20 protein-coding genes, 1 pseudogene and 1 riboswitch are annotated in these 22542 nt (G+C 38.8%); of the genes and pseudogenes, 18 read left to right on the forward strand and 3 right to left on the reverse strand.

The annotated features are described in order from the left end of the window. Nucleotide 1 precedes the first annotated feature (1 nt). The 9 genes from DFO72_RS13050 to argH all read left to right on the forward strand — a co-directional run bounded on the left by DFO72_RS13050 (nucleotide 2) and on the right by argH (nucleotide 11207). Nucleotides 2-976: a bile acid:sodium symporter family protein gene (locus DFO72_RS13050; protein WP_113882090.1), complete on the forward strand. Its 975-nt coding sequence runs from the start codon at nucleotides 2-4 to the stop codon at nucleotides 974-976. A 258-nt stretch (nucleotides 977-1234) separates the two neighbouring features. Next, on the forward strand, nucleotides 1235-2602 hold the full coding sequence (glpT, locus tag DFO72_RS13055; RefSeq protein ID WP_113882091.1) for a glycerol-3-phosphate transporter: 1368 nt from the start codon (nucleotides 1235-1237) through the stop codon (nucleotides 2600-2602). Nucleotides 2603-2802: 200 nt separating this feature from the next. Beyond that, a complete protein-coding gene (locus DFO72_RS13060) occupies nucleotides 2803-3567 on the forward strand; it encodes an NUDIX domain-containing protein (RefSeq protein WP_113882092.1) in 765 nt (254 codons plus the stop codon). Between the two features lie 30 nt (nucleotides 3568-3597). After that, nucleotides 3598-4293, forward strand: coding sequence for a nicotinamide riboside transporter PnuC (gene pnuC / locus DFO72_RS13065; protein ID WP_113882093.1), 696 nt, complete (start codon nucleotides 3598-3600; stop codon nucleotides 4291-4293). Then, a complete protein-coding gene (nadR, locus tag DFO72_RS13070; RefSeq protein ID WP_113882094.1) occupies nucleotides 4294-5316 on the forward strand; it encodes a multifunctional transcriptional regulator/nicotinamide-nucleotide adenylyltransferase/ribosylnicotinamide kinase NadR in 1023 nt (340 codons plus the stop codon). Nucleotides 5317-5361: 45 nt separating this feature from the next. Further along, nucleotides 5362-5461: riboswitch (purine riboswitch) on the forward strand. A gap of 55 nt (nucleotides 5462-5516) precedes the next feature. Beyond that, nucleotides 5517-6518 (forward strand): adenosine deaminase, encoded by a 1002-nt coding sequence (add, locus tag DFO72_RS13075; RefSeq protein WP_113882095.1) that lies wholly within the window; start codon nucleotides 5517-5519, stop codon nucleotides 6516-6518. 320 nt (nucleotides 6519-6838) lie between these two features. Beyond that, the gene (locus DFO72_RS13080) at nucleotides 6839-8152 is read left to right on the forward strand and encodes a hypothetical protein (RefSeq protein ID WP_113882096.1); all 1314 of its coding nucleotides are present in this window, start codon (nucleotides 6839-6841) and stop codon (nucleotides 8150-8152) included. A gap of 190 nt (nucleotides 8153-8342) precedes the next feature. Further along, entirely contained in the window at nucleotides 8343-9872 is a 1530-nt protein-coding gene (locus DFO72_RS13085; RefSeq protein WP_243856146.1) for a Na+/H+ antiporter NhaC family protein, read from the forward strand. After that, entirely contained in the window at nucleotides 9873-11207 is a 1335-nt protein-coding gene (gene argH / locus DFO72_RS13090; RefSeq protein ID WP_113882097.1) for an argininosuccinate lyase, read from the forward strand. It abuts the gene before it with no gap. 214 nt (nucleotides 11208-11421) lie between these two features. On the opposite strand, the gene DFO72_RS13095 is transcribed toward argH, so the two are convergent. Then, entirely contained in the window at nucleotides 11422-11922 is a 501-nt protein-coding gene (locus tag DFO72_RS13095) for a GNAT family N-acetyltransferase (protein ID WP_113882098.1), read from the reverse strand. 234 nt (nucleotides 11923-12156) lie between these two features. Between DFO72_RS13095 and DFO72_RS13100 the strand changes: the two genes are divergently transcribed. From DFO72_RS13100 to DFO72_RS13120, 5 genes are all read left to right on the forward strand, one after another. After that, nucleotides 12157-12687, forward strand: coding sequence for a cell wall hydrolase (locus DFO72_RS13100; RefSeq protein ID WP_113882099.1), 531 nt, complete (start codon nucleotides 12157-12159; stop codon nucleotides 12685-12687). A 123-nt stretch (nucleotides 12688-12810) separates the two neighbouring features. Continuing rightward, nucleotides 12811-13284, forward strand: coding sequence for an AraC family transcriptional regulator (locus DFO72_RS13105; protein ID WP_113882100.1), 474 nt, complete (start codon nucleotides 12811-12813; stop codon nucleotides 13282-13284). A 115-nt stretch (nucleotides 13285-13399) separates the two neighbouring features. Beyond that, complete coding sequence (locus DFO72_RS13110; RefSeq protein ID WP_113882101.1) at nucleotides 13400-13771, forward strand: DUF5367 domain-containing protein; 372 nt, start codon at nucleotides 13400-13402, stop codon at nucleotides 13769-13771. Nucleotides 13772-14056: 285 nt separating this feature from the next. Continuing rightward, entirely contained in the window at nucleotides 14057-14536 is a 480-nt protein-coding gene (locus DFO72_RS13115; RefSeq protein ID WP_113882102.1) for a hypothetical protein, read from the forward strand. Nucleotides 14537-14901: 365 nt separating this feature from the next. Then, a complete protein-coding gene (locus tag DFO72_RS13120; RefSeq protein WP_113882103.1) occupies nucleotides 14902-15618 on the forward strand; it encodes a DUF4386 domain-containing protein in 717 nt (238 codons plus the stop codon). Here DFO72_RS13120 and DFO72_RS13125 read toward each other — a convergent pair. Beyond that, on the reverse strand, nucleotides 15610-16182 hold the full coding sequence (locus DFO72_RS13125) for a Crp/Fnr family transcriptional regulator (protein WP_113882104.1): 573 nt from the start codon (nucleotides 16180-16182) through the stop codon (nucleotides 15610-15612). The two genes, DFO72_RS13120 and DFO72_RS13125, sit on opposite strands and share 9 nt — an antisense overlap. 680 nt (nucleotides 16183-16862) lie before the next feature. On the opposite strand from DFO72_RS13125, the gene DFO72_RS13130 reads away from it, so the two are divergent. The 3 genes and pseudogenes from DFO72_RS13130 (at nucleotide 16863) to DFO72_RS13140 (ending at nucleotide 20458) form a co-directional block, all read left to right on the forward strand. Continuing rightward, nucleotides 16863-17996, forward strand: coding sequence for a tyrosine-type recombinase/integrase (locus DFO72_RS13130; RefSeq protein WP_113882105.1), 1134 nt, complete (start codon nucleotides 16863-16865; stop codon nucleotides 17994-17996). Then, nucleotides 17993-20085: pseudogene (locus DFO72_RS13135) on the forward strand (tyrosine-type recombinase/integrase). Before DFO72_RS13130 ends, DFO72_RS13135 begins: the two are co-directional and overlap by 4 nt. Then, complete coding sequence (locus tag DFO72_RS13140; RefSeq protein WP_113882159.1) at nucleotides 20078-20458, forward strand: DUF6262 family protein; 381 nt, start codon at nucleotides 20078-20080, stop codon at nucleotides 20456-20458. The pseudogene DFO72_RS13135 and the gene DFO72_RS13140 overlap by 8 nt, the downstream one beginning before the upstream one ends. Before the next feature lie 267 nt (nucleotides 20459-20725). Here DFO72_RS13140 and DFO72_RS13145 read toward each other — a convergent pair whose 3' ends face one another. Beyond that, complete coding sequence (locus DFO72_RS13145) at nucleotides 20726-21073, reverse strand: winged helix-turn-helix transcriptional regulator (RefSeq protein WP_113882106.1); 348 nt, start codon at nucleotides 21071-21073, stop codon at nucleotides 20726-20728. 176 nt (nucleotides 21074-21249) lie between these two features. Between DFO72_RS13145 and DFO72_RS13150 the strand changes: the two genes are divergently transcribed. After that, a complete protein-coding gene (locus DFO72_RS13150) occupies nucleotides 21250-22002 on the forward strand; it encodes an SDR family oxidoreductase (RefSeq protein WP_113882107.1) in 753 nt (250 codons plus the stop codon). Nucleotides 22003-22542: the final 540 nt, after the last annotated feature.

Consider the following 22542-nt stretch of genomic DNA (forward strand, 5'->3'; position numbering starts at 1 on the left):
TATGAAGGTATTAGAAGCGGTCAGTACCATTGCAGGAAAATATTTTGCTGTGTGGGTTATCTTAACATCGGTTATTGCCTTTATGTTTCCAGACCCATTTTTGGGGTTAGGAGGCTATATTACCATCCTTCTCGGCGTCGTCATGTTTGGAATGGGACTTACACTGAAGGCAGTCGATTTTAAAATCATCTTTACCAAACCGCTGCCTGTGTTAATCGGAGTTTGTGCACAGTTCATCATCATGCCGCTGGTCGCTTTCGTCATTGCGAAACTGTTGAATTTGCCGGCAGAATTGGCAGCAGGACTAGTTTTGCTTGGCTGTGTACCTGGGGGAACGGCTTCTAACGTTATGGTGTATCTGGCAAAGGGAAATGTACCGTTATCCATCGCTATGACTTCCGTCTCAACTCTATTGGCGCCGATCATGACACCGCTGATTCTCCTTTTGCTTGCCGGCCAATGGATGCCGGTTGATGCTGTAGCCATGTTTAAATCCATTGTCCAAGTGATCATTGTTCCGATTGTTCTGGGTTTGGCCATTAAGAAATTCTTCCCTGTGGGAGTAGAAAAAAGTTTAGCTGTATTACCGCTTATTTCGGTAGCTGCTATTATCACGATTGTGGCTGCAGTCGTTTCAGGCAATTCAGCAACCATTGCGGCGTCTGGGCTTCTGATTTTTACAGCCGTTATGCTCCACAATGGATTCGGACTCCTGCTTGGCTATTTTGCAGGAAAAGTACTTGGTCAGGATGAAGTAAACCGAAGAGCGATTGCTATTGAAGTTGGAATGCAGAACTCCGGTTTAGGTGTTGCACTTGCAACTGCACACTTTGGTCCATTGGCAGCACTTCCAAGTGTGCTGGCAGCTGCCTGGCATAACATTTCAGGGCCAATTCTTGCAACTTATTGGTCGAAGAAACCTGCTGTAAAAAGTGAAGTAAAAACGGCAGTTAAGCCAGTTGAAGTGAAGCTGTAGATATGTATTTAGGTGTCTGGACCTTAAAAGAGGGCAGGCACCTTTTTTGTACCTCTCGAAAACAATCTAAATAGTCTTATAAGCTATTGACATCGTTTACAAATAATACTAGAATTTTGACATAACAAGTTAACTATGGTGGAGAAACGGAGAACCCATGCTTTTTTGCACTTTCATTCCTGGAAGTGTTATTAAAGTATGGGTTTTGTTTTTTTAGCAGTTAATATTGTTGTCAAATCTATCTTAGGGGGAACCTGAATGTTCAAACTGTTTAAGCCTGCTCCACCAATTGAAAGATTGCCTGAAGAACAAATTGATTCTGAGTATAAAAAACTTAGATTTCAAGTATTTCTGGGAATTTTCATTGGTTATGCAGCGTATTATTTAATCCGGAAAAACTTTTCACTGGCCATGCCGTACTTTATTGAAGAAGGTTTTTCTAAAACTGAACTTGGCTTTGCACTATCTGCTATTTCTATTTCCTATGGCATCAGTAAATTTGTCATGGGGACCTTTTCAGACCGGAGTAATCCAAGGATGTTCTTGCCTGCAGGGTTAATTCTTTCTGCTATTATTTCTTTATTAATGGGGTTTGTACCTTTCTTTACTTCATCTGTTGCTATAATGTTTATTATGCTTTTCTTAAATGGCTGGTTCCAGGGTATGGGCTGGCCGCCATCTGGCCGTGTTCTTGTACACTGGTTCAGCATCAATGAAAGAGGAAACAAAACAGCCGTTTGGAATGTAGCCCATAATGTCGGCGGGGGGCTAATGGCACCTCTTGCAGTGGCGGGTGCAGCCATGTTCGCAGGTATAGCAGGAAGCTCTTCTTCAGGCTATGAAGGTGTATTTATATTACCTGCACTTGTAGCCATTATTGTTGCATTCATTGCCTACTTCCTCATTCGTGATACTCCTCAATCGGTTGGGCTGCCATCCATTGAAGAATATCGCAATGATTATCCAAGTAAAACCAAGAAAACCTTTGAAACAGAATTAACAACAAAAGAAATTCTTTTCAAGTATGTATTAAATAATAAATGGGTTTGGGCCATTGCTATTGCAAACATTTTCGTTTATTTCGTCCGATATGGTGTACTGGACTGGGCACCAACTTATTTGAGCGAAGAAAAAGGCTTCGATATGAGCAAGTCCAGCGTAGCCTATTTTCTATATGAGTGGGCGGGTATACCGGGAACACTATTATGCGGCTGGATCTCAGATAAATTTTTCAAAGGGCGCCGCGGTCCTGCAGGATTTGTGTTTATGCTGGGAGTATTGATCGCTGTTCTTGTTTACTGGTTTAATCCGGCAGGAAATCCAACGATCGACATGATTTGTTTGATTGCGATCGGTTTCCTTATTTATGGACCGGTAATGTTAATCGGCCTTCAAGCACTTGATTTTGTTCCTAAAAAGGCAGCCGGAACTGCAGCAGGATTAACTGGATTGTTTGGTTACCTCGGAGGTACTGTAACAGCTAATGCATTAATGGGTGTCATTGTAGATGCATCTGGATGGGATGCAGGATTTATGCTATTAACCGCATCTTGTGTCCTTGCGGCCATAATCTTCGCTGTAACGTGGAATGTCCGTGGTCAAGAAGTAGTTAAAAACCAACATTAAGATAAAAAAGAAAGTGTCTAATGATTAGGCACTTTCTTTTTTTTACTCAAATCTGCGGTAAAAGGTAAATGAATGAGGGAATAGGCATCTTTTTCTTATAAGAAATCCTCTTTGTAAAATTATCTTGACTTACAGAAAATAATGGAATATATTTTAATTAACAATTAACAAAATGTTAATTAAAAAAGAGGTGAACCAATTTGAATAATCAATTTATTACCCCAGACGGTTATACAAGTGATATTGCCGTTTTTACAATCACATCTGAACAAGTTGGAGAGTATAAACCTCCAAAAAAAGAGCTGAAAATCATGCTGATTAAAAGAAGTGAGCTGGACCATGAAGGAAATTCGAACATGGAAGCAGGGAAGTGGGCACTCCCGGGAGGATTTGTCCTTCCCGAAGAGACAGCTTTTCAGGCGGCAGAGCGAAGGTTAGCGGAGGAAACCGGAGTGGAAGGATTGAAAATAAAGCATTTTGGTGTCTATGATTCTCCCGGGCGGGATCTGCGGGGATGGATTATTTCTAATGCACATTATGTCACTGCAAGTGAAGCGGCATTAAGGAGCCGGAAAAAGACTTATGATGCTTCTGAAATTGGGCTGTTTACTCTTGCAGAAGCACTTGAACTTGATCTTGCATTCGATCATCGGACCATTATGGATGATGCACTCTGGTTTATTAAAAAAGATATGGCGCTCACAACACTTGCTAAGCATTTTCTTCCTGAGGAATTTGTGCTTTCTGAACTTCAGGGCGTCTTATTGACAGTTTTGGATGATCCTTCGATCTCGACTGATGCTGCCTTTTTCAGAAAAGCACCGACACTGCCTTTTATTGAAGCGGTATTGGAAGACGGAAAGCCTAAGAAATCGAACCGATATTCCAAGACGCCGGCTCAGCTTTATCGATTTAATGACTTCCAGCCGATTGTGTCCGTTTATAGAAATAAGCTGCAAGGGTGAAAAGCAAATCATATAAGGGGAGAGATTCACATGGGGATTTTTAAGAACTGGACGCGGTTTGAAATGATATGGCTGATCACTTTTACATTGGTTAACATTTATCTTTTCTTTGCCTGGTCGGATTCACTGCTTGGCCTGATATCATCCATAAGCGGCATGTTATGTGTGGTGCTGGTGGCAAAGGGGAAGATTGCAAACTATTACTTTGGCATCGTGCAGACCTTAACCTATGCTTATATTGCTTACGGTTATGGGCTTTATGGTGAAGCCATGCTTAATGCCCTGTTTTATTTTCCGGTGCAGTTTATCGGAATTTACCTGTGGAGACAGCATAAAACAAATCGGGATGTTAGAGGGGAAGATGTGAAAGTTAAAAGTCTGACAAAAAAGGGCTGGCTTTATACATTAGTATCCATTGTCGGCCTTACAATTGGATACGGGTTTTTCCTTAGATATTTAGAGGGCAATTTTGTCTGGACGGATTCAGCTACAAACGTCCTATCAATAACAGCGCAAATATTAATGCTAAAGAGGTTTGCAGAGCAATGGCTCCTGTGGATTTCGGTTAATGTATTATCGATTATTCTTTGGGCGGGTGCTCTCATCACACAGGGCGGCAATGACTTTTCGATGCTAGTCATGTGGACTGCTTTCCTGGTCAACAGCATTTATGGTTATATCAACTGGCGGAAATTATATGTGAAACAGAATAAGGAGGCGGTTTAAATGACAGTCGGGTTTATTGGAGGCAAGTTTCTCCCGCTGCATCTTGGCCACGTCTATGCCATCGTCCAGGCCACATCCCTCGTTGACGAACTGTACGTTGTTCTGTCCCATAGCGAAATGCGTGACAGGCAATTGTGCCAGCATTCTAAAATGGATTATATTCTGCCTCATATCCGTTTGCGCTGGCTGAGTCAATTAACAAAAGATATGCCGCATGTTAAGGTCATTTCCATTAAAGACGATCAGGGGAATGAAGATTACAATTGGGCTGAAGGTGCCAGGAAAATTAAAAAGGCAATTGGAAAGCGCATTGATTATGTATTTAGTTCAGAGTATGAGTATAGCGATATCTTTAATGAACTTTATCCTGAGGCGAAACACGAATTAATTGATCCGAATCGGGGACATGTGAATATAGCGGCAACAGCGATCCGTAATGAAGGCGTCTTTCATCATTGGGGGTACATTCCTGACTTTGTTAAACCTTATTTTGTAAAAAAGGTTGTTGTCGTGGGAACTGAAAGCTGCGGGAAATCTACCCTGACAAGAAATCTTGCTAAAGTCTATAATACTTCCTATGTTGAGGAATATGGCCGAATTGTATGCGAAGAACTAGGCGGCTGTGAAGGTATCATAGTTAAGGAAGATTACCACAAAATTGCTTATGGCCATAAGCTTGAAGAAATTAAAGCGATTGAAAGAGCGAACAGGGTTGTTTTTATCGACACAGAGGCAATTGTGACTCAATTTTACTCAAATCTATACAACAATGAGCATCAAACAGTGCTGGATGAAATAGCGAGCCTCCAGGATTATGACCTGTGGCTATACCTTGAACCTGATGTGAAATGGGTGGATGATGGACTTCGTGTTCATGGAGAGCACGAGGTAAGGCTCCAAAACAACGATGCTCTAAAAACACTGCTGAACAATCATAAGGTTGATTACAAAACTCTGAGCGGAGATTATAAGGAACGGCTTCTTAGTGCAATAGGGCATATTGAAGAGCTGCTAAAATTTTAAATAAGTGATTGACAAAAAAGATAATATTATTTATCCTTTTAAAAAACCTAATGAAATACTTTCATTCGTATAACTCCAATAATATGGTTTGGAGGTCTCTACCAGGAACCAATAATTCCTGATTACGAAGAAGATACATGTGCTGTATTTTCTTCGTAATCAGGAATTTTTTTTTGTAAAAAAATCTAGGAGGTCCAGCTATGAATTTTGCTATTATGCCTAAAATTGAACTTCACTGTCATTTGGACGGGAGTGTCAGGCCAGAAACCATCATAGATATCGCGAAGAGAGAGGGCGTCAGCCTGCCTTCTTTTGATAAAGAAAAAATCAAAGAAGAACTAATTGCCCCGTTGGATTGCGAATCCTTGGATGAATATTTAAAAAGATTCTCCATTCCTAACTTAGTTATGCAGTCAAAGAAAAATTTAAAAAGAATCTCCTTTGAGCTCTTTGAAGATGCAGCAAAGGAAAATGTGAAATACATGGAGGTACGCTTTGCCCCATTACTTCATACGCGAAAGGGATTATCCGTAGCAGCAATCATCCAAAGTGTGATTGAAGGGATGAGAGAAGCAGAAGAGGAATTTGACATTAAAGGAAATATCATTTTGTCATGCATGCGAACGATGAGTGTGGAAAGTGCATTTGAGGTCGTCGAAAAAGGAAAGAAATTTCTGGGAAAAGGGGTTGTCGCCATCGATTTATGTGCATCCGAAGAGGAAGGCTTCTGCGGAAAATTCATTGAACCGATCGCGCTGGCCAGAGAATATGGATACAAAGTCACCATCCACGCCGGTGAAACGGGAATCGGTAAAAATGTGCTGGAGGCCGTTGAATGGCTGGGAGCTGAAAGAATTGGACACGGTGTATTTATTAAAGACTGTGAAGAGGCATACCAAATTGTGAAGGAAAAACAAGTGGTACTTGAGATGTGCCCAACCAGTAATGTTCAAACCAAAGCTGTTAACCAATTCAGCGATCATCCAATTTACGTCTTCCATAAGGATGGCATAAAAGTAACAGTTAATACGGACAACAGAACGGTATCAGATACAACGATGGCAAAGGAATGTGATATAGTCTCAAATGAATTTGCTATGAGTGCTGAGGATTATAAACATATATATATGAATAGTGTGGATGCTTCTTTTGCGAATGAAAAGATAAAGGGAATACTGAGGAAATATCTGCTGGACATTTAAAGTTAATATTGCCTAATAAAAGAGAAAAACAACTTGTGCAATTAAAGGTGCCTGACTCACGCCGTGATAATTTGTTGGACATGAATGAATATCGGGGCAGGCACCTTTAAAGCTTGTCTGATCTTTTTGTTTTTCTGACCTGTTCATCTAACATACCTTTGTTTTTATTGTTTAACTGTCCATCTGCTTTTGGCAAATTTAGATTAAGGAATAGAAGTGAAGTATAAAAAATAAAAATCAAACTTAATAATTTACAGAATAATGTGTATCATTAAACTGGAAAGAAGATTGTATCGCTATTATTAAAGGAGTGCTTGTTCATGTTTAGGGTGGGGGTCGTCGGTCCACAATCCTCAGTAGAAAGAATCATACATATCGCACAAGGTTTAAAGCTAGATGTAATTTATTTAACGTATCCGTATAAAGAAGTGCGGGAAACTGAAGAGATAATAAAAAATAATAATAACAATGTTGATTTATGGATTTTTTCAGGGAAAATTTCTTATACCATTGCATGTGAAGTGGCAGGAAATACTGAAAAACAAATTTATATCGACCATACTGAAGCTGGAATTTTCAAAGGGCTTTTGGAGTTCGCATACAAAACGGGTTCTTTTTTAGATCAATTTAGCATAGATGAGATTTCAAAAAGTCATTTAGAGACTGCTTTTAACCAACTCAATATTAAACCCGAAAAGATTTATGTGAAAACTTTTTCCGAAAAAACATCGACAGAAGAATTAATAGGTTTCCACAAACATTTATGGGAAAATGGTGAGACAAAGGGAGCAATCACTTGCTTTGAAGAAGTATATTTACAACTAAAAGAAATGAGTATTCCTGCATTCCGAATTTCAACAAGTGATATTGAAATCCGCCATACATTAAACATACTTTCTGAAAAAATAAAGACTTTTTACTTTATGGAGTCCCAAGTTGCTGTTCAGCTATTTGAAATGGGACATTTGGAAAATCACTTCAAAAGTTCAAAACAAACATATCAGCTCCAGTATATGGAATTGAAATTAAAAGAGATATTAATAAACCTAAGTGAACACTTGAATGGATCACTAATTGAAAAAGGGCTGGGCCGCTATTTAATATTTAGTTCTCGCGGTGATAGTGAACGGGAAATAGGAAAGATTGAAGAGACAGTAAACAAATTGATATTGGAGTCTGGGTTAAAGGTGGGGGTAGGCATAGGATTCGGCGAAACTATATTTTCAGCGGAACTGAATGCAAACAATGCACTAAAACAATCCAAAGAGAGATTTGGTTCTATTATTATTGTTCACGAAAATGGTGAAGTCGTTGTAGTAGATAGTGAAAACATAGAAAAGATTGATTTCCCATTTTTTAATGATAAAAACTTTATGACTAAACTTAAAAACGAGAAAATCAATGTTAAACATTATATCGAACTATTTGCTTTAATAAGGAATGCAGGAATAAAGGAATTCACAGTCAAAGAGATTTCAATTCAACTATCTAAGGATGAAAGAAATACAAGACGTTTCATAGAAAGTTTATGTGATGCGGGTTTAGCTGAATATACCGGGGTGGAAGAATACCCGGCGAGGGGAAGACCGAGACGAGTCTACAAACTGACAAACTCGCCAAATAAAATTGTTTAAGACTGTTGGGAATAATCACCTCAACAGTCTTTTTATATTGGAACTGAAAAATTATCTAAAAATTTTAAATTGTTATTGCGTTTAATAGAAGCGTTAAATATAATTTAATTTAGGGTAATTATTAAACATTTACCCTTATGTAATAGGATGTATAAAAAAAGCGCGACATTACTTAGTTTAAGGGGAGATTTTGTTTATTGATCACATGGGTCTGGTGTCTTTAATACCACCGATTATTGCTGTAATTCTTGCAATACTTACAAAGAATGTTATCGTATCCCTGTTCTCCGGAGTGTATATTGGAGTCCTGATTCTTGTGGGAGGCCGTCCTTTCGAAGCGACAATGGAAGTAATCGGAAATTTTATATTTCCGCAAGTAGCGGATAGTTACAATGCAGCAGTCTTAGTTTTATTATTTTTCATTGGCGGGTTTGTAGCACTTATGGAGAAGTCGGGTGGAGGGGCAGCACTTGCTTCAGGTGCCCTAAAGTACATTAACACACGAGCAAAAGCGCAAATCTCTGCGTGGTTTGGAGGAATTATAATTTTCTTTTCCGATTTGGGAACACCACTAATCGTTGGACCAGTTTTTGAAAAGATTTTCGATAAAGCCAAAATCTCAAGGGAGAAGCTTGCATGGATCATCGATTCAACGTCATCTCCCGTCGCAGTATTGATCCCATTCATCGGATGGGGCGTATATATAATGGGGCTTATAAAAAAAGAATTTGAATTGCTGAACATAAACACATCTGAATTCAGTACGCTTATTCAAGTCATTCCATTTCAGTTTTATGCACTATTGACCGTTTCAATGGTGCCTCTAGTGGCGTTGACAAAATTGGACTTTGGACCGATGGCAAAGGCGGAAAATAGAGTGCAGCAAACAGGCAATCTGTATTGGCCTGAGTCGAGACCTCTTAGAAAACCAGAAGGTGTGGAGGAGATTACAAAAAATGGACATGCCGTATTAATTTGGCTGCCGCTATTGGTATTATTCATCACCCTTTTTGGATTGTTAATTTCATTCGGCTTCCCGTTTGAGCCGGTACCAGGAAATGAATTCAGGGTCTCTTTAAGTGCTGCGTACCTATTTGCGGCGTTATCGATTGTCGTCTTAATGATTATTTATAAAGTGAAAAAGTTCGGCGAGATTATTGATATTTATACAACTGGAATGCAGAAAATGGTTTACGTTGCAGTTACACTTGTCCTTGCTTGGTCGCTTGGGAAAGTAATTAATGAAATGGGGACTGCAGGGTTTATAGTTGAGGCGATGAAAGGAAATGTTCCATCGTTCATCATACCTGCAATCTTATTCTTAGTCGGAGCGGGGATGTCTCTTGCATCCGGGACGTCATGGGGGACATTTGCGATTATGCTCCCAATAGCCATTCCCATGGCTGTAGGTCTGGATGCGCATTTGTTAGTTTGTATAGGAGCTGTTTTGTCAGGTGGTATCTTCGGAGATCACTGTTCACCAATTTCCGATACGACGATCTTATCGTCAACAGGGGCAGGCACGGATCATATCGATCACGTAAAAACGCAGTTTCCATATGCACTCATTAATGGATCGATTGCATTAATCGGATTTGTCGTTGCAGGGATCACAGGAAGTGCATTCACTTTAATCTTGACGATAGTACTGCTTATAGCAGCTGTTTTTGTATTATCCAAAATACACACAAGAAAGCATAGTGAAAGGGTTGAATTATAAGTGAAACTTTGGGGCGGACGATTCACTAAACGTGAAGATGAAATCATGGAGAAATTCAATACATCATTACCTGTTGATAATAGGCTGTATCATGAGGATATAACGGGAAGCATTGCCCACGTAAAAATGCTTGTAAAATGTAAATTACTTACAGAGTCTGAAGGTGATTTACTTATTAATGGGCTGGAATCGGTCAGAAGCGATATAGAGTCTGGTGCATTGAAAGTGGAAGGCGAATATGAAGATATCCATTCTTTTGTTGAAATGAATCTGACAAAGAGAATTGGTGACATAGGAAAGAAACTTCATACTGCAAGAAGCAGGAATGACCAAGTGGCGATTGACATGAGACTTTATGCAAAAAATAAAGCCGGAGAAGTGGTGACTGTCCTTCAGCAACTTATCCATTCGTTAAATGAGAAAGCAGCAAATAATAACGTCATTATGCCTGGATACACACATTTGCAAAGGGCACAGGTCATAACATTTGGCCATCATTTGGGTGCATACGTACAAATGTTTAGCCGTGACAAAAAGAGAGTCCAGAATGCCATTGACATTTTGGATGAAAACCCGCTTGGATGTGGTGCATTGGCAGGTACAACACACAACATCGACCGTCAAATAACCACAGACCTTTTGGGGTTCGCTAAACCGGTAGACAATTTTTTAGACGGGGTAAGCGATCGGGATTACTTACTAGAACTCATGTCAAGTTTTTCAATTATAATGATGCACTTAAGCCGCTTAAGTGAAGAACTCATTCTCTGGAGCAGCCAGGAATTCAAATTTATCGAAATGGATGATGCCTATTCAACGGGAAGCAGCATCATGCCTCAAAAGAAAAACCCGGATGGAGCTGAACTTATTAGAGGCAAGACAGGCAGAGTATACGGTTCTCTCTTTTCATTGCTTACGACACTGAAAGGATTGCCGCTCACATACAACAAAGACATGCAGGAAGATAAAGAACAGTTTTTTAATGCAGTCGATACTGTGATAGACTGCCTTGAAATTATGTCAAAAATGATTGATACGCTCCTGGTAAAGGAAGAAAACATGAAAGCTGCCATTAAAGCAGGTTTCTTGAACGCAACCGAAGTTGCAGATTATTTAGTGAGCAAAGGGACTGCATTTAGAGATGCTCACGAAATCGTCGGCAAGCTCATTATCTATTGTGAAGAGCAAAAGATGGCGATTGAAGACTTAACGGTCGAAGAGCTAGCACAGTTTAGCAGCAGCATAACAGACGATATTTACGAATACATTGACTATGAGAACATATTAACCAAAGGGAACAAAAAACTTATCAAACAGATTTTGGGGAAAAATTAAACAAACAGGACCAATCTGAGAGGGATTGGTCCTGTTTGCTTACCTATTAGCAAACGTCTTGGTGTGGTCCTGACCATTTTTTTGAAAGATCCTATTATAAGGGGCAGGATCGTTATTCATGTAAGAAAGGTGCCTGATCCTGGCTGAGTAAATATGTTATGAGCTAGGGGACAGGTTCCTTTTTTCAGGATAGAAAATATATTTCAATAATTCATTATATAGATGCAAACAATTTAAGTTCTTCCATATCCAAATAAATCGTTCCTTCATAGTCCATGCCAATCTTTTCAAGCAGCCTGGAGGAAGCATGATTGTCTAGGGATGTGATAGCCAGGATCCGCTTAAGAGCGAGTTGTTCATGTCCATATCTCAGTGTAGCAGAGGCTGACTCGTAACCATAACCTTTATTTTGATATTTGGATAAAAAAGCAAAGCCTATATCCACATCTTCTAAAGAATCTCTTTTTATCAAACCGCACATTCCAATAGGAGTGCTTCCTTCCTTGAGTTCTGCCATATAAAGGCCAAAGCCCATCTGCGAGTACATTTTCATGGGGCCGGTCACAATATAATTTTTAGCATTCTCAAGGGTACGTACACCTTTATCGCCAATAAAACGAATCCATGCAGGTTCATTTAAAAGTTCGAGAATGAATTCTGCATCATCTGGAGTTAACCAGCGAAGAATTAATCGATCTGTTTCAAGTACTTTCATTTAATTTAACACCTCATTTATTTTCCAGGCTGTTAACCATTATGTTTAATTATGTATTTTTCAAGGCATGCTATAACAAATATACATCTTAGTTTATTATTAGAGCAAATTGAATTTTCTTATTTCTTGACTGGTAATTCTCCCATAGATTCACTAATGAGTTATCAGTGTAAACCTGTTAGCCTTGTAAGTGGCCTGTTTTTGCCTAAAAAACTACAAACAGGAGGTTTACAAATGAAAAATTTAGTAACGTTTGTTGCTGCCATTTCACTCATTATGGGTTCATATAGCGTGTTTCCTGCTGATCATTTCGATGCTGAGACAATAGATCAGAAAGGTGCAGAAACACTGACATATAAAAAAGTTGAGGTTAACGCGAAGGAGTCATCATCAACGGATCACCGATTTATCCAAGAGGAAGAAAAAAAGCTGCTCGCCCGACTTGTACAGGCTGAAGCAGAAGGGGAGCCGTTTGAAGGGAAAGTTGCGGTTGCTGACGTGGTGCTGAATCGTGTCGAGCATGAACAATTCCCGGATACAGTCAAGGATGTTATTTATCAAAAGAATGCTTTTGAACCTGTTCAAAATGGTTCCATCAATGAACCGGCAAGTAATGAAGCAGTTCAGGCCGTTGAGACAGCTCTTGTGGATAAGGAGCAAAACGAAGAGCTCCTATATTTTTATAACCCTGAAACAGCTACAAGCCAGTGGATCTTTTCACGTGAAGTTGTGAAAAAAATCGGCAATCATGCATTTGCTATATAAAAGCGCGTACAGTTATAAAAGCTGCGCGCTTTTTTTATTGGAAAAAAAGCAAAGGGAGGAGGAAATTTAAAAAAGGTGCCGAAATTTGTTTGAGGTAAATACTTCCATAAAGGAGATGTGAAAATGAATATCATTGTAATGGAATTACCCCAAACTGAAGTTGCATATATCAGGCGTACCGGAAGTTATTTTGAACTGCAGGATCATTGGGGAGATTTGATTAGCTGGGCAAACACCTATGGGCTGTTGCCGCCAAAGCAATCTTTTATCGGCATTTCATTGGATAATCCTGAACTGGTGGAAAGCAAGGATTGCCGCCACGATGCCTGCGTTACCATTCCTGAGGGTTTTGATAAAGAAAAACATCAAAAAGTGAAATTTAGAAAGCTGCCTGGCGGAGATTATGCTCTGTATCATTTCTATGATATCCCTGATAAATTGAATCTTGTTTATCAATACATGTTTGGGGAATGGCTGCCAAATAGCGATTATGAACCGGATTATGATCGGCACAACCTTGAGTTTAATTTGAATAATCCCGCTGAAGATGAAGAGGGGAAATGTAAGGTTGATTTATATGTACCAGTCAGAAAATAATATCCTGATGCAGTGTAACACCTGAAGAATCTTTACATAAAATTCACCAATTATTAGCAGGAGGTAAACGATTTCCAGCGAATAATAAAGCACATCTTTGCAGGAGGTGTATTTTATGCTTAACATTGCATGGGGCGTTTTATTATGGATGTCAGCAACAATATTATTCCGTTTATTTGGGCAGATTTTTTTAATTCCGGAACAGGTATTTTTTGTGCTTGCGATTTTTATTCTGGCAATTCCTTTAATTACAATTGCAACCTATCCTTACTATTATTTTAGGAATATTCCAGAAACAGAGCGTTTAAAGGCAGCTGTGCAAATCGCTCTTCCAGGAATGCTGCTGGATATATTAAGCATTATTTATTTTGCAAAAGTTTTTCCAAATTTAACTGATGTTTCTCTTCCTTTATTCGCTTCCTGGCTGCTCTGGGCGTATAGCCTGATATTATTAACTGGATTTTCAATAAAAAATAATAACAAATGATACGTGATGTCCTTGATAAAAAGGGGCTAAAATTTGGAAGATCTTTTTAGTTACAAATCATTGATCTTTTCTCTTGATATTATGAAGAATGGTAATCACATACTTTTGTTTTAAAAAAGCGTGGACAGCATAGGCTCCGAGTTTTTTGTTAGCAAAAAAATACTAAATTTAATTTTTAAAATTAGATATTTTGCGAATTAGTTTTATGGGATTTATATAAGGTATAAAGGAGTACCCTTTGCAACCTGGGAAAATAATAATATTGGTACTAAAAAAGCGGGTGAAATGAACAAATTCCAGATCGAACTTGCAGAGATTCAAAAACTTGCGAAAGTAAAAGACGCTGAAGTAAATCTTGAAAGAGCAAAAGCAGAGTTCAATCAATTAAGAACTAAAAATCCTCAATTAGCGAAACAAAAACTTGATGAAGCCCATAGGAAGTTTGAGCAAGCAAGAGTAAGAGCCGGAGAAGAGTTTAAGCTTCAAGCACAGCAAATACAGACTGATTTCACAAGAGAGAGAAGCAAAATTAAGTCAATGACAGCACAAAACGATAAAGTGATAAAGGATAAGGGCACAAAGGTACGAAAGACTATGGGAGCTGAAGAGGTGCAAAATGCTATTGTCCTAGTCAATGAGTACAAAAATATTAAAGTGGGCAGTATCCAGGATCAGGCTGTGGCCGAAAGAGAAATAAATAAAATATCGGCTGAAATCCTAGAGCGCCAATATTTTATCAACAAATTAGATGTTGCTTTGAAATAAAGTTGCACCGTTTTGAAAAAAGTCGCACCGTTTTAAACAAAGTTTAACCGTTTATAAAAAAGTTCGATCAAAAATCCTGTATTGCAGGATTTTTTTCTTATTCAACAATCGGGCCAGATAATTGAATAAAAAATTGTTAAATATCTAAAAATTTGAAATAATTGTTATTAAGCAAAAGGGCAGGATTCTGGAATAAGTAGGTGCCCTTAAATTCGGATTTCATCGCTTTGGGGTCACGCTAGACTAATTGGACCTATAATCCTTATTTCTGAAAGTGTAATCACAGACACTTCTATTGATTTAAGTCAATGAGTCCCCTTACTTCTTGTATTACAATACAATAAACCGTAAAAAGGAGGCTCTATATGACAACTCAAAACAAATCGTTCAATCGTCAACACATTTCCTCCATCATTGCAGGAATATCCTTGCTTATTATGGGCATTGTCGCTGCTTTTTCGTATGGGTATGTTCACAATTCACTGGTGGCGAGTCGAGATCCTGTCACCACATTAAAAAACATCGAAGCATCATTCTCCTTATTCCAATTGGGAATCATTGGATGGGTTGTGATTGTTTTAATGGATATTCTTGTTTCATGGGCTTTTTATGTATTCTTGAAACCGACTGATCGGGACTTATCGCTTTTGGCTGGGTGGCTTCGCCTTGTCTACACCGCCATTCTCGCTACGGCAGTTTCCCATCTAGTAATCGCTAGCAATCTAGTTCGCCAACATATGTCCGGTGAATCCATCGAACTAGAACCTTGGGATATCATGATATCTATTTTAGCATTCGAATCGATTTGGTCCCTAGGATTAATCATTTTCGGCACACATCTAATCTTGGTCGGATATATTGCCTTGAAAGCGAAATACATCCCAAAAGTCATCTGTATCCTGTTGATTATAGCAGGGACCAGCTACACTCTAATTCATCTATTACATGGCTTCTTCCCACAATTGGGCAGAGTAACTTCCATCATCGAAATGATTTTAATCCTCCCGATGACTATTGGGGAACTTGGATTTGGGGTTTGGCTCTTGTTGAAAGGAAGCAAAATCAAGACGGCATTATTCTAGTCGCTTTTTAATCCGGCTTAACGACTCAGGCGTAATCCCAAGATAGCTTGCTAACTGATGCTGCGGTACCCTTTGAATTAGACCGGGTCTCTTTTTCAACAGTGCTTTGTATCGCTCTTTGGGTGTCGAGACCATAAAAGAAGCAAAATCATCGTGCATTTCACCGATATTTTCTTCTATGATTTTGCGCGTCATCTTTTCTAGACCAGGATACATGTTGTACATATCCTGTTCGATCGATAAGTCGCCTTCGACCAACACACAGTCTTCCATACAGCAGATTGAATAGTTGGATGCTTTATTATTCATATGCTGGTTAAAAATTGTGACACTCTGCTCTTCGGTAAAAAAATTAAATGTGATTTCTTTCCCACTCTCATCTACTGCGTACTGTCGTACACACCCTTTTAAAACGAAATAACATTTGTCTGGAACCTCTCCTTGATGTAATAAAATGGTTCCCTTTTTAAAGGTGGTGACATGGAGATCTTCAGCAATCTTTTCAAGTTCGGCATCACTTAGATCCGTAAACCGTTTCATATACTGAATGATGGTATCTTTCATACTGTTTACCTCCCAATGTTCATTTATTTCTCTTTTTTTATTAATTTAGTTCTACTACAAGCTTCTAATCCCTTTTAAAAAGGGATAAAATAAAGCTCCTGCCCTCGTACGACTACAATAATGTACGGGGGATAGACAGCAACATTAATCACTATATGAATCGTGTTTTTATGCTTTAACTGGAAACTCAAAGTATTCTTCCAAGCTTAATGAAGGACAAAACAATGTAAAAAGGATGGTGAAATGTCTTTCATAAAGACAGAATCAAAAAAGGCTGTTTCATAATATGAAAACCGTAATAACAGAAAATGACATCCCTATAAAGAATTTGCGAGGACAGTGAAAGTATGTACTTTTTCAACAATTGGGAGCTTTTCAGGAATAAAAGTGCAGCCAACATACAGTAAAATGATCTTCCGCAATCGGGCGCGATTGTTGAAGATTAAAGGTAGAAAATGATCAATCTTTTTTATAAAAACCAATCTTTAATCTGCTAAAAAAGAATCCATTTTGATCAAACTTTTAAATAGACTAAACTAATAAGAGGATATTATGTTCAATATAAGAGCATATATCCTCTTTTTTCATACATATTAGATTTATTAATTAGATATTAAAAATATAGTTTAATATGTATACAATGAATAAGAACGTTATTATATTTTTAGGGGTGAAATGCTATTAGGGTTCAAGAGGTTATCCTGGAGAGTAATAAGAGGTACATATTACTGGATCAAGAGGGATTCCCTGTAATGTCAGTTATGAAATATATAAAGTATTTAGATAAGACAGGGAAAAGTCCTAATACTCAAAAAACATATTGCTATTCCTTAAAACATTTTTTCACTTACTTGGAAGAAACAAACAAGGATTATAAGTATATCAGGTTAGAAGATTTAGTAGAATTTGTGGGATGGTTAAGAAGTCCCTACGAGAGTTCAAAAGTCACTCCCCTACAAAAAGTGAAAGCAAAGCGAACGGAAAAAACAATTAACCTTACCATTACTGTTATCGCAAACTTCTATGACTACCTCTACCGAAATGAAGAAGTACAAAATGACATGATGGAAAAGTTAATGAAGCAAGTTTTTATAGGGGGACACTCACGTTACAAAAGTTTCTTACATCATGTTAATAAGGACAAGCCATCAATCAGAAACATACTGAAATTAAAAGAACCACGCAAAAGAGTAGAAACACTCTCAAAAGAACAAGTACAACAAGTATTACAAGCAACCACTAATATACGAGATAGGTTCTTAATACAATTGTTATTTGAAACAGGATTGCGTATTGGAGAAGCTCTCGCTCTTTTCATGGAGGATTTTGTTTATGATTATGGAAAGGGGCATCGGATTCGTTTAGTAGATCGTGGGGAATTGGAAAATGGTGCTATGTTAAAAACAGGAGAACGAGAGATATATGTTTCACAATCCTTAATGAATTTTTATGATGATTACTTGTATGAAGTGATTGACGAATTAGATTTAGATTCAAACTTTGTTTTTGTAAAACTAAGGGGAAAAGGTGTTGGAAAACCAATGGAATATTGGAACGTAGAATCCCTATTTAAGCGTTTGAAAAGGAAAACAGGGATAAACCTTCACCCTCATCTATTTCGTCATACACACGCTACTATCTATTATCAGAAAACGAAAGATATTAAACAAGTGCAAGAACGCTTGGGACACTCACAAATTCAAACAACGATGAATTTATACCTTCATCCTTCGGATGAGGAAATTCGAGAGGATTGGAAGAAGGCACAGTCTGAATTCGATTTATCAAATAACTTAAAGGGAGATAACGGGTGAAACATATAAAGAATGTTCATAAAGATGAAATAGATTTCCAGGATGGTTTACAAAAAGAACTGTCCACCTATCCTAAAAAAATAGTAAATGAGGATTGTTCTGTAACCAAGTGAAAAATCCTTATTTCCTGGTCAACGACAAATGGAATATTGAATTTTTAGGTGAAATTAACCAGTTCGAAGAAATGGTGGCAAACTATAAGTATTCAAATAAAAATATTTGTTTTCGTTTTAATAACCCCACAATCAATTTAGAAGTGAAATATTTATATTACTATCATTTATTTAATGACTTATGGACAATTAATTCTTGTTTTGTGGACCAAAATAAATTAAGAAGATTAACGGTATTCATAAATGAGAAATATTTAAAACTCCCATCTTTATTGGACTTAGACATTGATAAAGCAGAGCGAGAATATTTATTTTGGTTAAGTGAAAAAGGGATTAAAACATATGAATTGGACAAACAAAGTGGCTGCATCAAAAAAAGTAAAGCAGCTAAGTTTCTTAGAATTCTTTATGATATTCTATCCCAATTAGCTGATAACCGTGAGGAATGGGAAAAAGATAAATGGGATATTCGTACTTTACATAATAAATATGGTTTAGATTACCGCAAAAGTATTTCAGCTTATCATCTTGACTTCTCAAAGATAGACAAAGCAATTCGTGAACAGCTTAAAAAATACTTTAAACAACGATTACTTAGTAAAAACAAATTTTCATGGGGGACAGCACGTGGTTACATTAATATTCTATCAATATTCTTCACATATATTTTTTCGATAGAGGTAAATTGGAAAGATGTAAAGTCCCTAAAACGACACCATATTGAAAAATACATTGAATATTTACATGAATATGCTAAAAATAATAAAAGTGGTAATGCACACCCTGAATATTATGTAGGTTACTCATTAGCAATAGTGCAGAAATTTCTCGAAGATATTCAACGGTATGAATACGAAATGGCTCCTGAAACCCATGTACGACTATTGATTTTCCCCGAAGATAAACCTAAGTTAAGAAAAAAATCCATTGACCAAATTGACTATATTCCAGACTATGTGTTGGAGCAACTTTTTACCCATATTGATGATTTGCATAAAGATGTCGTTCCAGTCGTTTGGGTTGCGTTTAAAACAGGGCTAAGAATATCAGATGTATTAGAATTAACCTCTGATTGTTTAGTAAAACTCAATGGTCAATATTCCATTGAAACGGATATTGAAAAAACCTATGTTAAAGGTCATCGAATCCCCATTGACAATGAATTAGCAGATATTCTTGCGGTTCTAATCGAAAAATCAAAAGAACTTAGCAATCAAGAAAATAATCCCGAAGGGTATATTTTTGTTCGATATCGTGGTCAACGAAAAGGTAAACCATTTACTCAAGAATTTATAAGGCAACAGTTAAATAAATTAGCAACACAAAAAAATATTATTGACGAAAATGGGGACTTATTTCATTTTAATACACACCAGTTCCGACATACTTATGGAGTAAAAATGTTGAACGGTGGTGCGGATATTCTTACGGTACAAAAGTTATTGGCACACGCATCCCCCGAAATGACATTAAGATATGCCAAACTATTAGATAATACTAAAAGAAAAGCATTTGAATCCGTAATAAGGCAAGGAGTTTTTAGTTTTGACTTAAATGGTGAAGTACAAGAAATTAAAGTTGGAGAAGATATCCCAACAGACGTTTTGGATGCCTTCTGGCAGGATCACAAGCTAAATGCAATGGACAACCCTTATGGAACGTGCCACGCTCGCCTGAACGGAAATTGCCCTCATATGGAAGCACCGCCTTGCCTTACTTGTGGTGACAATCAAACGCCATGTAAGGATTTAGGTGTTGGTTTTTCAGAATTAGATAAGCAAAAGTATGAACTTCACATTAAAACAACCAGGAAGGCAATTGAAATAGCAAAACAACGAGGTCGAGAAGATATTGCGGAGAAGAACCAAAAGAATTTACAACGTTATCAAAACATTTTAAATACCCTCCAAGAAGGAAATGTTATCTTTGGTAGACAAGCTCGGATAAAGAGAAAGTTGGGTGTTAAACATGGCTGAATATGACCGTTCTGCACATTTGAAAGTGATTCATGCCAAACGTAAAGCTAACACTTATCAGAAAGTAGATGAAGCCATTAAAAGGCTCATACGAGCCAATGAAACCGTAAACTTCAATAGCGTTTCTAAAGAAGCTGGTATATCGAAAGCAACACTCTACAACAACATGGAACTGCGTTCCAAAATTGAAACATTACGAAAGCAACAATCACAAGTACCAACACCGAAACAATTAAAAAGAGAAATGAACGAAAGTAATAAGGATGCCCTTATCGCCTCTCTAAAAAGGAAGAACAAAAAATTGGAGGAAGAAAACAAGCAATTCAGAGATCAACTGAAAGTAGCTTATGCAGATGTTTATAAAAAGTTATAGTCAATAGGAGAACGTTGTTCTACTTCTTCAACAATCGGGCCATTTCGTATTATAAGGTCAATCAGTTAATTACTGGTTGACCTATTTTTTATAGGTTACTCTTTAAGTAGCCGGGGTAGGACGCAAAGGGCCATTGGGACTTGATCCCGTCCATTATACTGTCCACCCCCTGCTTGTAGAAACATGTTTGAGAGGATCCCGTATAACAAGCGAAGCTATGATACTACGAGACAGAAGGGGCATCAAAAAAGGAGTACTGCAGTACATTTAATCGATATGCAAAATTTGCACTTCTCCTTCAGTGAATGTTTTATCGGCATAACCGTCACCCCATTGACAAAGCGCTCTTAGAATCGGTTCAAGCGATTGCCCAAGCTCTGTGGTCGAATATTCGACCTTCGGAGGGACCTGATTAAACATTTTTCTGCTTACAAGTCCATCAGCTTCCAATTCTCTAAGCGTTTGGATAAGCATTTTTTGAGTTATATTGTGTACAAGTCGCTTTAACTCACTCGGTCGTTTTGGACCATGTATCAAATAATATAAAACTAGCCCTTTCCATTTCCCCCCAATTACCTCCAACGTAACTTCAAGGTTACAATAATAAACTTTCATGTAGTAATCTCCTCCAGCGCCAATTATTACTTTTTAGTTACTATATCACAAAAAAGTGGGTACTTCTATTATTGTTACTTTTGATACATAATATAATTTGTGGGATCCGCTTATCTTGTCATCAGCACAACAAGGCGGTGTTAGCCACAAATCGACGCAAGGAGGAGAAGTTTACTATGCAAAACAAACCTGTTGCCTTAATCACCGGGGCTAATCAAGGAATTGGTCTTCAGATCGCAAAGGATCTCGTGGCACACGGCTTCACTGTACTGGTCGGGTCGCGCAATCTAGAACGCGGCGAGGATGCGGCCAAGGAGGTTGGGCCGGATGCACACGCGCTCCAGCTCGACGTGACGGATCAGGCTTCGATCGCCGCAGCGGCGGAGCGCATCCGGAGCGAAATCGGACGTCTCGACGTGCTCATCAACAACGCGGCCATCTCGCACGCGGGCAAGCCGGGCAGATCGCCCGAGGAGATCACGAAGTCGAGCCTCCCGAGCAACGTGTCTCTCGATGAAGTGCGTGCGGTGTGGGAGACCAACGTATTCGGCGTCCTCGCCGTTACCCAGGCGATGCTGCCGCTCCTGCGCGAGGCGCCAGCAGCCCGCATCGTCAACGTGTCGAGCGGCGTTGGCTCGCTGACGATGAATTCGGACCCGTCGTTCCCCTTTCGTTCGCACTTCAGCCCTGTCTACCCTGCGTCCAAGACAGCTCTCAACGCTATGACGCTCGCCATGGCTATCGAGCTGGAGCCGACTGGAATCAAGGTCAACGCCGTCTCCCCGGGCTTCACCAAGACGAACCTCAACAACTATGCGGGCACGGAGACTGTCGAGGAAGGCGCCAGCGAGGCGGTTCGCGTTGCGCTCCTTGGCTCGGAAGGCCCGACAGGTACGTTCACGCACGCAAACGGAACGTACCCGTGGTAATTTAGTCTCGAGGCGCTACACATCTGCTCTACAGGCGGACACTCATAATGTGTTCGCTTTTTTATTGAACAAAGCGATATCAAAGTAAAGGCCACCCCTCAGGGGTGGCCTTAAAACTGTACGCCCAGCATGGGCGTCATCTCTACGTTGAAAGTCCGGAATGGGGGCTGGCAAGCGCCTACCATTAGCCAAGAGCAAGGGTGTCCGCTGCGAGGCGGAATCTGAGGGAAGCTGGAGGCAAACGCACGGCTCGAGGTACGAATCCAATTTGAGGCGGTTACAGCCGGATGGGTCACCAGTTCATGACGAAATCCAAAGCTGCCAAAGGCTGTGGCCGTATACTTCGGCGAGCGCGGGCGGAAAGATGGCGTTCTTAGAATAGAAGTTAAAGTTTAGTTATTCCGCTAACGGAAACGTTAGTTCAAGAAAAATAAACTAATTTGCATCTGTGTTTCTATTTTTTTTATTCCATTATAGGGCGCGATTGTTGAACAGGAAGTAAAGGAGTGTAACATATTTTACATGACAAATATGTTACAC

The organism is Cytobacillus oceanisediminis, from assembly GCF_004366035.1.
GTDB lineage: Bacteria > Bacillota > Bacilli > Bacillales > Cytobacillaceae > Cytobacillus > Cytobacillus oceanisediminis_C.

Bases quoted from the DNA above. Each gene is read 5' to 3' on its own strand.
- DFO72_RS13050 (WP_113882090.1), top strand. From the start codon at position 2: ATGAAGGTATTAGAAGCGGTCAGTACCATTGCAGGAAAATATTTTGCT.
- glpT (WP_113882091.1), top strand. From the start codon at position 1,235: ATGTTCAAACTGTTTAAGCCTGCTCCACCAATTGAAAGATTGCCTGAA.
- pnuC (WP_113882093.1), top strand. From the start codon at position 3,598: ATGGGGATTTTTAAGAACTGGACGCGGTTTGAAATGATATGGCTGATC.
- nadR (WP_113882094.1), top strand. From the start codon at position 4,294: ATGACAGTCGGGTTTATTGGAGGCAAGTTTCTCCCGCTGCATCTTGGC.
- add (WP_113882095.1), top strand. From the start codon at position 5,517: ATGAATTTTGCTATTATGCCTAAAATTGAACTTCACTGTCATTTGGAC.
- DFO72_RS13080 (WP_113882096.1), top strand. From the start codon at position 6,839: ATGTTTAGGGTGGGGGTCGTCGGTCCACAATCCTCAGTAGAAAGAATC.
- DFO72_RS13095 (WP_113882098.1), bottom strand. From the start codon at position 11,922: ATGAAAGTACTTGAAACAGATCGATTAATTCTTCGCTGGTTAACTCCA.
- DFO72_RS13100 (WP_113882099.1), top strand. From the start codon at position 12,157: ATGAAAAATTTAGTAACGTTTGTTGCTGCCATTTCACTCATTATGGGT.
- DFO72_RS13105 (WP_113882100.1), top strand. From the start codon at position 12,811: ATGAATATCATTGTAATGGAATTACCCCAAACTGAAGTTGCATATATC.
- DFO72_RS13110 (WP_113882101.1), top strand. From the start codon at position 13,400: ATGCTTAACATTGCATGGGGCGTTTTATTATGGATGTCAGCAACAATA.
- DFO72_RS13115 (WP_113882102.1), top strand. From the start codon at position 14,057: ATGAACAAATTCCAGATCGAACTTGCAGAGATTCAAAAACTTGCGAAA.
- DFO72_RS13120 (WP_113882103.1), top strand. From the start codon at position 14,902: ATGACAACTCAAAACAAATCGTTCAATCGTCAACACATTTCCTCCATC.
- DFO72_RS13125 (WP_113882104.1), bottom strand. From the start codon at position 16,182: ATGAAAGATACCATCATTCAGTATATGAAACGGTTTACGGATCTAAGT.
- DFO72_RS13140 (WP_113882159.1), top strand. From the start codon at position 20,078: ATGGCTGAATATGACCGTTCTGCACATTTGAAAGTGATTCATGCCAAA.
- DFO72_RS13145 (WP_113882106.1), bottom strand. From the start codon at position 21,073: ATGAAAGTTTATTATTGTAACCTTGAAGTTACGTTGGAGGTAATTGGG.
- DFO72_RS13150 (WP_113882107.1), top strand. From the start codon at position 21,250: ATGCAAAACAAACCTGTTGCCTTAATCACCGGGGCTAATCAAGGAATT.